Here is a 12,322-nt window from a genome sequence, read left to right on the forward strand (position 1 = left end):
CCAAGAATGAATGTCTTGGCTTATTTTATTTTTTTACAGTAGCAAAACAGCTACCTTTCCATATATAATGAAGAGAGTTTGTATTAAAAAATTCAAACATTTACAGAAACAGATATTGGGATTCTCTCTCTACTACTTTTAATAAAATTTACTTTACATACTATGATAAAACTATTATGATTTTCAATTGGACATATTTAGTTCCATTACAAAAATCCCCTTGCTACCTTCCTTATAGACTGATAGCGGGGGCTTATTATATGTATAAGCAATCTAAAGCATTGTATAAATGATAAATTTAAATACTAAGGTAAGAAGTGTTGTTTAGGAGGTGCTGTTATGAAGCACATATTGGTGATTGAGGACAACCCAGATATACAAGAGCTAATAAGAGAATTTTTGACTGCACAAAGTTTTACAGTTGACGTTGTAGGTACTGGCACAGAGGGAATTCTCCTCTTTCAAAAAAATTCATATGATCTTATCCTTCTCGATGTAATGTTACCAGATATTGATGGATATAGTATTTGTAAAATAATACGAGGGCAATCTAATGTACCCATCATTATGTTAACAGGATTACATAATGCAGAGAATGAAATTAAGGGTTTTGAATTAGGGGTTGACGACTATATTACAAAACCTTTTCACTATACAGTTTTCATTAAACGGGTAGAAGCTGTATTAAGAAGGACGACTTCAAATGATGTTGAAAATGCGAATATACTACAACTACATGAGTTAATGTTAAATTCTACAGCATATGCAGCTTATATTCATGGTAATCAAATTGAACTAACAACAAAAGAGTTTGAAATCGTATATACTTTGTTACACAATCGTGGGAAAGTATTATCAAGAAGTGATTTATTAAATAAGGTATGGGGCTATGAACATTATGGTGATGTGAGAGTAATAGATACACATATTAAAAATTTAAGAAAAAAATTAGGAATTCCTTATATTAAAACGGTGAAAGGCATTGGCTACAAAATCGAAGCGTAAACAAAAGAACATCACCAGAAATATTTTTATCAAAACCTTACTATTTTGTGTTCTTTTATCATTTTGTCTTTATCAAAGTATTCATTTTCTACTACTACATTATGATAAAGAGCATTCTAAAAATACTAGTGAGATACAAACTGTAGAAAATACATTATCTAACACCAACAGTGAGAAACATAAAGCCTTTTCAAGAAGTATGTCCGAGTGGCCACCTTCTATTATAGATATTCAAGCAATCTATACAATAGTTGGTCATGTTTTACAGCCTAGCCGAGATGAAAAAACAAAAGAACATATACAAGTACAAAATGGCCCTGACAAAAAGGACGAAAATGAATTACCAACTCAAATAGAAAAAGAACAAGCTAAAAATAGTGCCTTACATATCAAAAATGCGACCAATGAAACGAACAAATTAAATAATAGTTCAAATTTAGCAAATGTATTGGAGCAATTAGCCCCACAAATCGGACTTACAATGTTCGCTATATGTTTAATCGGTTCATTTATTTACACAAAATTAATTGCTAAACCTTTTCAATGTATGAACGAAGCATTGCAAGAGATTATGAGCCTTGATTTTTCAGATGAACAATCATTGAAAAAAAATGAGGATTTAGATTTACAAGCAATCGCCTCACAAGCACAAAATACTGTGAAGAACTTACATGAAACAAATAAAGAATTAAGGAATGAGCTGGAAATAGCTCATCAAGTAGAAGAAGATCGAAAAAAATTTATGTCTGTGATGTCTCATGAATTAAAAACACCAATCGCAGCTGTCATGGGGCAATTAGATGGAATGATTTACGGTATAGGCGCCTATAAAGATCGAGATAAATATTTAAGACGTTCCTATGAAATGATGCAAGACATTAACAAATTAACAGAAAAGATGTCAGAATTATCCAAGACAAATAATCCTCAATTCAATCCGCATTTAGAAATCATCTCATTATCATGTATGATTGAGGATATTATGAATAAAGTAGATTACTTTATTCACGTGAAACAATTAAAAGTTCAATCAAACATTAAACAAGATGTGCGAATTTTAGCCGATTACAAATTTATCAAAACTGCTATTTTTAACATTATCTCAAATGCAATTCATTATACAATTGATCATCAGCATATATATATAAAGCTTTATGAGAAATCGAATGGTTATGTATTAGAAGTATTAAATACAGGTGCACAAATTGAAGAAGAAAAATTAGCTCATTTATTTGAACCTTTCTATCGAGGAAATCCTAGTCAACACGGCTTAGTACAAGGAAGTGGACTCGGATTATACATTGTAAAACAAGTATTAGATAAACATAAGTTTCCTTACGGAATTCAGAATACACCCCAAGGTGTAAAATGCTCGATTGTTTTTCCAAAATTAATGTAAGCGATTGACTCTTCTTATACTTCCAAATACAATGTAAAATAGAATTTCATACCCAAACTCATACTTGCTTATGAGTGGCGGAATTTTGTAGAGTCTTTCAACTCTGTTTCGTTCGCCCGTTGTCCTTATTTGGACGGCGGGCGTTTTTTATTTGTTCCGATTCACACGAGAAAATAATTAGCAGAGATACAGTCTCCATACTAATTATATAAAGGAGGATTTTCATGGAGAAATTTAAGTTTTCATTATTAGTTTTATTCGGTGCTTGTAGCTATGGCGTACTTTCTACTATTTTTAAACTCGGCTTTATGAATGGGTTTTCAGCACATCAACTACTAGGGGGACAATACGTATTTGGATGGATTGGACTCCTTTTACTCGTTCTTTTCTTTTCACGTCATAAAGTATCCAAAAAACAACTCTTTTCCTTATTAATAGTCGGTACAACGATGAGTATGACCGGTATTTTTTATGCAATCTCTGTAGAAGAATTACCCGCTTCTATCGCTGTCGTCTTGCTCTTTCAATTTACATGGATTGGCGTAGTCATTGAAGCAATCGCGAATAGAACATTCCCAAGCCCTGAGAAAGTAATTTCTATTATTATTTTATTTACCGGTACACTGTTTGCTGGAGGGGTATTTGAAGGTTTTGGACAAAATTTTTCTACGAAAGGTATTATCTTCGGACTATTAGCTGCTATCTCTTTTTCGTTCTATGTTTTTGCAAATGGGCGCGTCGCTACAGATGTACCACCTTATACGAAAAGCTTTCTCATGACAACAAGTGCAACTCTTATTGTATGTTTATTCTTCCCGCCAACCTTTTTGACAGACGGTGCTTTACAAGCGGGATTGTGGAAATATGCTTTCTTCCTTGGCTTCTTCGGTGTTGTTGTACCTGTCATTTGCTTCTCAATTGGTGTACCAAAAGTAGGGACAGGACTTGGTACAATATTAGGTGCCGCTGAATTACCAACAGCGATCATCGCTTCCATTACACTCGTTCACGAAGTCGTATCACCCATGCAATGGCTCGGGATCGCTTTTATATTACTCGGTATTTTCACGCCGCAACTGCTTACTGCTAGGAAAGAAAAAAAATATAATGCAATGCATAGAGCGTGAAGAAAGTCGCACTGCATAATAAAAAGACCTTTCACTTATTTGAAAGGTCTTTTTATTATGCTCAATTCAACGCTCCGTACAGTTTCTCTACCTCACGCTCAATTTGTTTTACATCAATTCTCTCAAATAGCGGCTGCACATTATCAATTCGTTTTGGCAACGTATTTTGAGGCTTCCAATTCGTTTTAGCAATCGACAATGTATTTCTAACTCTTTCACTTGCAAACGGTAAAAACGGTTCCAGAAGCTGCGCGAAATTAGCAATAAGATAAACACAATTATAAATTGTTTCCCCACATAGAATAGGCTCTTCTTTCCTCTGTTTCCACGGCTCTTTTTCATCAAAATATTTATTTGCAAAACGCACTGTTTCGAAGATCGTTTCTAATGCTAATTTAAACCTCTTCTGTTCAATTACCTCTCCTATCCTTCTATATAACCCTTCTACCCTCTCTTTCAGCTCTATATCGATATTTCCATTTGGTACGCTAACGTCATAATACTTTTCAACGCTTTTATGTATAACACGTATTTCACGACCAAAATACAGAAAAATCAAACTTTTATTTAGAGAAAAAAGGAAATCTCCTTTTCCTCCCGAATATGTATATGTTCACAAAAGGAGTGATGAGATTGAATCAAAAACAACTAAGTACTATTAATGAAAAAAGCTGGAATGCAGCTGCCTATGAAGCTTGGACGAATCGCCACGGTACACCGAAAGAATACGCCAAAAAGCTTGTGCAAGATCCTACTCATGAGGTCGCCTACTATTTACCTTACATACAATCTCCAAAAGGAAAACGTATTATTAATTTACTTGGATCAAAAGGAAACAAAGCTGTTGCATTCGCCCTTTTAGGAGCAGACGTAACGGTTATAGATATTTCAGAAAGCAATGCAAAGTATGCAAATGAACTTGCAGAAGCCGCTGAAGTTTCTATCGATTATATCGTTTCCGATGTACTAGATATAACCCTATCTAAATCATTCGATATCGTATTACTAGAACTAGGCGTACTCCACTACTTTTTAGATTTAAAACCACTCTTTAAAAAAATCTCTCAATTATTAAAAAAGGACGGGACGTTTATCCTTCGTGATTACCATCCAATATATACAAAATTATTAGGAGTAGATCATCCGATGTTTCAAGCAAACGGAAATTATTTCAATAAAGAACTTATTGAAGATAATGTAGCATATAGCATTCTCCTTAATGAGTCAGAGCAAAAATCTCTACCGAAAACAAGAATTCGCCGCTGGACGTTAGGAGAAATTATTACTGAAATTGCAGAGGCTGATTTCAAAATTGAAAAGCTTATTGAAGAACAAGGCCCCCATCAAAAATGGGTCTTCTCCCATGCTGCACAAGAAGGAATCGAGGAACGTATACCAGGACTATATACATTAATTGCGAAGACAGCATGCAAAAAAGGATCCCTTCACGGATAGGATCCTTTTTTGCATGCTTACGCATATAAGTTGAGGTTGGAGATTACCATAATTCTGTAGAATAGGACACAAGATATTTCAACATTTTGTCTCTGACTTACGCAGTCAAAAAGGGGTATGACCAACATAACGAAGAGCAATGTTTCGATTGATATTGATAATCGTTATCAACTAATTAGAAGTATACATGATGTTTTCTAGAAATACAATAGTATTTTATATTTTTTTATCATTCTTAGCCAAGAAGACTCCTTCCTCAATTTGTGTGAAGGTGTATAGCACCAACAAATAAGTGGGAGATGAATTGGCTTTTTGCATAGCAAAACATATTTATCTGTCGTATCATTTCTTTGTACAGATAGCTCATCGAAAACTGAAGATATGAGGTTGTTGTAGGAAGTCTACAATGCAAAATCCTAAGCGTCATTCACACCAAGTAGAGCGAAAAACAAGCCAATTAGGAGGCGTAGGAATCCCCCACTTTCAGCGTAGCTAAGTGGCGGGTAGTTCAAGACCATCTCTTTATCCCAAAAGAATATTCAACCAAAATACAGCTTATGTCTTCCTCTCACGTCAACTGTCTGCTATAATTCCTAATGGAAAGAAGAGCGCTTTATTCCAAAATAACCGGAGTAAAGCTTTCTTTTAAATATTTATATCCATTTATTTTAATTAAACAATTAAAAGGGGGCTTTTTTATATGAAGTTTATCAGCATTAGAAAAAAATTAATGTTTATGACGGGAATAATTTGTACTTTATTTGGCATTGCATTCACTCTTATTCTATTCTTTACTACAGATCTATCACGTAAAGCCAACGTATTACAAAGCGATATTTCTCCTCTCGCAACAGAATTAAAAGAACTTGGAGATGCTTATCAAGTACAACTTTCCGCTTTAAGAGGTTATTTACTGCAACATGATCAAGTAGAATTAGATAAATTTCAGGAAATGAGTAAACTGCTTGAGGATAAGAAAAATCACCTTCTTTCTCACACTAATGTTTCTCAGCAAGTAAAAGATACGATACAGCTAGGAACTACTTGGCGAGAATTTATTGATAGTAAAGTCGTTTCTCTTACGAAAGAGCAGAGATGGGAAGAAGCATTTCAGTTAGTTTCCAAAGAAAACGAAACCGTTTATAAAGTAATTGGTGATTTTACAAAATACAGCAATGAACACTCCAATTTACGTGATCAATCTATTGAAACAATTGATCAATTATCTACAGCAATTAAATACATTGTTCTCTTCTCTCTTATCATATGTATTTCCCTTGCTGTCATTCTTGCACGGTCGTTCTCTAATAAGCTCGTTAAACCAATTCATCAAATCGATACAAAGTTAAAAGAATTAGCTTCGCAAGATGGTGATTTAACAGCCCGCCTACATGTAAACAGCAACGATGAAATGGGGAAAATAGCCACTTCTTTTAATAAAATGTTAGAAAACTTACAACACATTATTTATCGTGTTCAAAATATATCTGTTGAAGTACAAAATGCTTCTGAAAATATGTTTGAAAAAACAACTATATCTCTTGCTGCAACGATACAAGTTCAAAATTCAATGTCTAATTTAGAAACAAATATGCAATCTCAAACATCTAATATGGAAGAAAGCGCAACAACAATGGAAGATATGACCATTAATGTTCAGCGTATTGCAGAATCAGCTTCTTCTGTAGCAGAACTAGCTGTCACTACTTCTGAATACGCCAATGAAGGTAGCGCGGTCATTCAAAAATCTATTACGCAGATGGCCACTATTAACGAAGCTATTAATGCTACTTCACAAGTAGTGGAACGTCTAATTACACATACGAAACATATAGATACAGCAGTACAATCCATCTCTAATATCGCTGAGCAAACAAATTTACTCGCTTTAAATGCTTCAATTGAAGCTGCTCGTGCTGGAGAACAAGGAAAAGGCTTTGCAGTTGTAGCAGATGAAGTACGTAAGTTAGCAGAACAATCGAAAACAGCCGCTACTGATATTAACCAACTGCTACACCAAATTCAAAATGATACAGAAACAGCCGATTCTATGATGTCTCAAGGACGAGCTGAATCGTCTGAAGGTATTAATGTAATTCGTGAAGCTGGCACTTCCTTCACAACAATTGTAGGACAAGTGCATAAAGTTTCTACACAAATACAAGAAATTTCTGCAACAGCTGAAGAAATGGCTTCCAGTGCTGAGGAAATTCATGCATCTCTTAATACAATTACTTCCATCGCTAATAAAGTATCAGCTGAAACCGCTACAACAGCCCAATCAGCTGAACAAAAAGTTATTATTATGAATGAAATGTCTACAACGGCAAAACAAATGAAACAAACAGTAGAAGACTTACATACACTCGTATCTCATTTTAAAACAGAATAATGATGGCGAAAGGCCTTCAAAAAAACACTGTGAGCTATTTCACTGCATATTTTTCCTATTTCCTTTATAATGAGAATCGATATCATTAATGTTAGGGGTGTTGTGCATGTCACAGCAAGCATTTGAAGAAAAATTATATGCGAATTTAGAAGCAGTTATTGACCCTGAACTAGGTGTTGATATTATCAACCTTGGATTAGTTTATGACGTTACAGCAGATGAGAATAACAATGCTGTCATTACAATGACGATGACATCTATCGGTTGCCCAATGGCTGGTCAAATCGTATCAGATGTTAAAAAAGTATTATCAACAAACGTACCTGAAGTCAATGAAATAGAAGTGAATGTCGTTTGGAATCCACCTTGGTCAAAAGAGCGTATGTCACGTATGGCGAAAATCGCATTAGGTATTCGAGATTAAATAAAGAAAAGACCTGACAATCTAGTCAGGTCTTTTTTCTCTTATTATTTTACCCCTACAGCGTCATAAGCTTTCGTTACAGCTTGTACCTCTTTAGAGTTTTTACCATATAAATCTTCTGCAGATTGTAGTGCAGCTTGACGCATCATTTTAAAGTTAGAGTTTGCTGTTAAATATTTTGTAAGAGCGCGGTAATAAATTTTTTCTGTTGCTTCGCGGCCAACACCAACAACTTTCACGCCGTAATGAGTGCCGCCCTCAGATACTAAATATGCTGCTTTATTATTGATACTACTGTTAATATGAACGCCACCATTATCTGCTGTTCCAGTATAGCGTTTATTGTAATGATCTGGATAACCTTCACCAGGCTTTAATGGATTTGGAATAGATGCTGGATCTTTCAGAGAACGAAGCGCATCCCCAGGTTTACCAGGCGTGTAAATATCAGCACCTAAATCCCAGCTTTTCTTCTCAACCATTACACCCATAATATCGGATAATGATTCATTTAATGCACCCGGTTCATTTTTGTAAACAAGGTTTGCTGTATATTCTGTTACAGCATGCGTTAACTCATGACCGATAACATCTAATCCTGCAGATAACGGAATGAATGTCTTTCCATCACCATCACCATACATCATCTGCACACCGTTCCAAGCCGCGTTATTCCAAGCTTCTCCTACGTGAACGGAAGAAATCAACTTCGCTCCTTTATCATCGAAAGAATTACGATTAAATGTCTTTTTATAGTAATCATAAACTTTCGCTGCGTTTACATGCGCATCAACTGCCGCTTTATCTTCAAAGAACTTAGATTTACTTTCCACTTCCAGTCCCGTATAGCCAAACCATTGTGATAATAAATTGAATAAATTTTCATCCATATTATCTGCATTAAATGTATGGATACCTTGTCCACGTTTGCCATCAAATAAATTGAAAGCTCCCGTTTTCTCATCTTGAGCGATTTCAAAAGATTGTCTACTTCCTAACACTCCGTAACCAAATCCAGTAACGTGGTCTACAGCGTTATATTTTTCAATAATATTTCCATTTGTCGCATCAACAAAATAATGCCAATACCCTGGAGCTGGTTTTGAAATCGATGCCTTTACAAGGTATGCAAGATAGTACTGACCATCTTTTTCATACACATATAAATCTTTTTTCACGCCATCGTATTTATTTACTGTCCCAATTTCTTTCTCAATATCCGCTTTTGCAACATTTACCGCTTGTTCATCAGTAATACTTGCCGCCGCAGGAATTTTTTTATCTTCTAAATTCGGAATAACCTGTCCGAAAAATGCTTTTACATTATTATCTTTATCAAGCGTAACAGTTTGATCTGATCCATACACAGGGACATTATTATGCTTCTCAACTAACTTCACATGTGTTGTACCTGATTCATCGTCTTTTTCTTCACCAATGATATTGAAATGTTTGTCAATATTTCCTGCCAATTTAAACATATCTTTTTTGCTCTCTAAATATTGAAACACTGTCTCTTTTTTATCTAGCCCTTCCGGTGCTTTCCATTCTTCGCCTATGTAAGCTGGTGTTTTAAACTCTTGGTGATACTGGATCTTTTGCTCTTCCGCTTTTGTTTTTGTTGCTCCAAACGCCCCAAATCCTCCAACGATAACGGATAACGCTAATGCTGATGAAACGACTTGCTTTTTCAATCTAACACTCCCCATTCCCCTAAAAGTTTTTGACACTTTTATAATTTTCTGACAAATGAAGGTAATTCCTGCTAAAAAAATATTGAGAAACATTTTTCTCACAATTTCATCCATAAAAAAAAGAGCATCTTATTAGATGCTCTCTTCTCGTCATTTCTTTATTGTTTTTTCATTTCAATCGCTAAATAATGTGATTGCTCTGTCGCTTTAATGTGAATATCTTCTTCAATTGCTTCCGCCGCATCGCGCATGACAAGTGTTTCATCATTTACAACGCTACTTCCTTCAATTTGCACAAGGTAAACTTGGCGCCCTTCTTTAACAGGGAAACTAATTTCTTTACCAGTTTCTAATGATAAAGAGTATAAATTGGCATCTTGATGAATACCAATTGGTGCATCACCTTCATCTGGAGATACCATATGGAACCATACATTTTCACGATTATTCCAATCAAATTTAAATTCACCATAGTTCGGTTTATGGCCAGCACGATCCGGTAAAATCCAAATTTGCAATAAACGTAATGTTTCATTTCCTAAGTTATGCTCACTATGGAATACGCCAGTTCCAGCGCTCATATATTGAACATGTCCACGCTCAATTGTTCCGCGGTTCCCCATGCTATCTTGGTGCGTTAGTTCTCCGTCTACAACGTAAGAAATAATCTCCATATCACGATGCGGATGCATATCAAATCCTGTTTGTGCTGCGACTAAATCATCATTAATAACACGTAATGCTCCGAAATTCATGTTATTGGGATTATAATAATCTGCAAAAGAAAAATGAAAATGTGTGTTTAACCAACCATGATTTGCTCTTCCCATATTTTTATGATCAACTTTTCTAAACATATTTTTCACCTCATATTATCTCGAATTCGAGATATTTATTTAAAATTTTTTATTACTGTAATTTCCGCAGTAATTCTAATAACTGTTTCTGTTCATCTCGATTTAACTTACAAAACTTCTCCGATTGAAATGTTTCCTGGGGCGGAACCACTTCTTCATATAAAGCTCTTCCCTTTTCTGTTAACGAAAGATACTTCGTAGTGCCTTCTTGCTCACGCTGAATCCAATCCAGCTTCTCCATCTTATTTAAAAGCTGAGTAACATTTCCTTTCGTAACAAATAACTTATTTCCAAGCTCTTGTTGCGTTAAGCGATCATGTCCCCCAATTTGAGCTAACACATCAAACTGAGCAGCAGATAAACCCCATTTTTTCAAATGCTGGTTCGTCTCGCGAATACTTCTATTATAGAAACGTGATAAACGAAACCATAATAACAATCCAAGTCTTTCTTCTGCTTTCATTCCATCACCTCGCTCGTTTGATACTCTTAGTTTAGAACTAAACTTTAAAAATGTCAATAGCTTCATTTTAGTAAGTAACAAACAAAAGCACAGCGTAATTTCTCCACCATGCTTTACATTAAACTTCTATTTTTATATTCATTCAATTTCCTCTCTGCGAATCCTCTCGCATCTTTTTCAATCCATCTATCTTCATATAACTCATTTCCAACATCCAATACATCGTTCTCATCCTGCATAGCATGCCGAAATTCATGTAATAACGTTTGGAGCACTTGCTCATATTCTTCCCACATACAAATGAAAATTAATTGTTTTTCTTTATGATAAAAACCGTGTACAGGAAATAAAAATTCCTCTTCCTCTTCCCCTAATGCTAAAAGAACACTATTTGCATCGCATGTATCACAAAAAATCACTGGTGTTTTACGTATTTCAATAAGAGAAAACAAATCCTCTCTAAGCCGTTTGACATCCCAAGGAAGCTCCGAATCCAACACATACCAATTATCGACTTGTTGATATACATTTTGAAGCGGGAGTTCCATTTCCCTCGATTCCCCTTTCCAAGCCCTCTTTTTCTATATATATGCCACAATATGGTAAATATTAAACGTATACTTCTCTTCCAAGTAGCATCCAGTTCATAAAACGTTCAAAAAAGATTCCAGCAAGGGGGTTGATTTATACAAATTACTAGATTATAATTATTATAAATTAGTAATTTGTATCACATAATAACTCAAAAGGGGATTGATCATAATGAATAAACAAGTAATCGAAGTACTAAACAAACAAGTAGCAAACTGGAGCGTTCTATTTACAAAACTACACAACTTCCATTGGTATGTAAAAGGACCACAATTCTTCACATTACATGAGAAATTCGAACAATTTTATACAGAAGCAGCTACTAACATCGACGAAATTGCAGAACGCATTTTAGCAATTGGCGGAAAACCAGTAGCAACAATGAAAGAATACTTAGAACTATCTTCTGTTCAAGAAGCGGCTTACGGAGAGACTGCAGAAGGGATGGTAGAGGCAATTATGAAAGACTATGAAATGATGCTAACTGAACTGAAAAAAGGTATGGAAATCGCACAAGATTCCGATGACGAAATGACATCTGACTTACTACTAGGCATCTACACAGAACTAGAAAAACACGCTTGGATGCTACGTGCATTCTTGAATCAATAATATATTAAAAGCTGAAGCGGCTAGAGCTGGATAACATGAAAATCGACAGCTCTACTTACCCCCTAAATAAATTAGGGGGTTTTTCAAGTACATGAAATGATATCGATTGTTTCTTAAAAAATATATCGCCGATTCGATAAAGTGACCCTTTAATCATTGGGAGGTTTTCAATCCCCCAATGATTATTAGCCCACACCAATTGGACTTTTACGAGCAGCCCGACTCCCACCTAACTTCTTTGCTTCCGCCGAATTTTGAGGTGGGAGTCTTACTGCCCTCAAATAGCGGGATAAATGATGACAA

At 35.1% G+C, this 12,322-nt stretch carries 11 protein-coding genes and 1 pseudogene; 7 read left to right on the plus strand and 5 right to left on the minus strand.

Annotated elements, in window-relative coordinates; translation table 11 throughout:
• Positions 1-339 precede the first annotated feature (339 nt).
• From DJ93_RS10675 to DJ93_RS10685, 3 genes are all read left to right on the plus strand, one after another.
• Complete coding sequence (locus DJ93_RS10675; protein ID WP_042980757.1) at positions 340-1,005, plus strand: response regulator transcription factor; 666 nt, start codon at positions 340-342, stop codon at positions 1,003-1,005.
• On the plus strand, positions 983-2,404 hold the full coding sequence (locus DJ93_RS10680) for a sensor histidine kinase (protein WP_042980758.1): 1,422 nt from the start codon (positions 983-985) through the stop codon (positions 2,402-2,404). Before DJ93_RS10675 ends, DJ93_RS10680 begins: the two co-directional genes overlap by 23 nt.
• Positions 2,405-2,628: 224 nt before the next feature.
• The gene (locus tag DJ93_RS10685; protein ID WP_042980761.1) at positions 2,629-3,531 is read left to right on the plus strand and encodes an EamA family transporter; all 903 of its coding nucleotides are present in this window, start codon (positions 2,629-2,631) and stop codon (positions 3,529-3,531) included.
• Between the two features lie 61 nt (positions 3,532-3,592).
• On the opposite strand, the pseudogene DJ93_RS10690 reads toward DJ93_RS10685, so the two are convergent.
• A pseudogene (locus tag DJ93_RS10690) lies at positions 3,593-4,117 on the minus strand (class I tRNA ligase family protein); the annotation flags it as partial.
• Positions 4,118-4,164: 47 nt separating this feature from the next.
• Between DJ93_RS10690 and DJ93_RS10695 the strand changes: the two are divergent.
• The 3 genes from DJ93_RS10695 (at position 4,165) to DJ93_RS10705 (ending at position 7,802) form a co-directional block, all read left to right on the plus strand.
• A complete protein-coding gene (locus DJ93_RS10695) occupies positions 4,165-4,986 on the plus strand; it encodes a class I SAM-dependent methyltransferase (protein ID WP_042980764.1) in 822 nt (273 codons plus the stop codon).
• Positions 4,987-5,686: 700 nt separating this feature from the next.
• A complete protein-coding gene (locus DJ93_RS10700) occupies positions 5,687-7,378 on the plus strand; it encodes a methyl-accepting chemotaxis protein (protein WP_042980765.1) in 1,692 nt (563 codons plus the stop codon).
• Between the two features lie 106 nt (positions 7,379-7,484).
• The gene (locus DJ93_RS10705; protein WP_000082521.1) at positions 7,485-7,802 is read left to right on the plus strand and encodes a metal-sulfur cluster assembly factor; all 318 of its coding nucleotides are present in this window, start codon (positions 7,485-7,487) and stop codon (positions 7,800-7,802) included.
• Positions 7,803-7,846: 44 nt separating this feature from the next.
• Here the strand turns inward: DJ93_RS10705 and DJ93_RS10710 are convergent, their stop codons facing one another.
• The 4 genes from DJ93_RS10710 to DJ93_RS10725 all read right to left on the minus strand — a co-directional run bounded on the left by DJ93_RS10710 (position 7,847) and on the right by DJ93_RS10725 (position 11,364).
• Positions 7,847-9,496, minus strand: coding sequence for a M4 family metallopeptidase (locus DJ93_RS10710; protein WP_042984182.1), 1,650 nt, complete (start codon positions 9,494-9,496; stop codon positions 7,847-7,849).
• 158 nt (positions 9,497-9,654) lie between these two features.
• Positions 9,655-10,353, minus strand: a complete 699-nt coding sequence (locus DJ93_RS10715) for a pirin family protein (RefSeq protein ID WP_042980766.1) — start codon at positions 10,351-10,353, stop codon at positions 9,655-9,657.
• Between the two features lie 52 nt (positions 10,354-10,405).
• The gene (locus tag DJ93_RS10720) at positions 10,406-10,816 is read right to left on the minus strand and encodes a MarR family winged helix-turn-helix transcriptional regulator (RefSeq protein WP_042984183.1); all 411 of its coding nucleotides are present in this window, start codon (positions 10,814-10,816) and stop codon (positions 10,406-10,408) included.
• Between the two features lie 113 nt (positions 10,817-10,929).
• A complete protein-coding gene (locus tag DJ93_RS10725; protein ID WP_042980767.1) occupies positions 10,930-11,364 on the minus strand; it encodes a DUF3920 family protein in 435 nt (144 codons plus the stop codon).
• A 214-nt stretch (positions 11,365-11,578) separates the two neighbouring features.
• Here DJ93_RS10725 and DJ93_RS10730 point away from each other — a divergent pair, with 214 nt between their 5' ends.
• Complete coding sequence (locus DJ93_RS10730) at positions 11,579-12,019, plus strand: Dps family protein (RefSeq protein ID WP_042980768.1); 441 nt, start codon at positions 11,579-11,581, stop codon at positions 12,017-12,019.
• Positions 12,020-12,322 lie beyond the last annotated feature (303 nt).

Origin of the sequence: Bacillus clarus, assembly GCF_000746925.1 — a bacterium.
Classification (GTDB): domain Bacteria; phylum Bacillota; class Bacilli; order Bacillales; family Bacillaceae_G; genus Bacillus_A; species Bacillus_A clarus.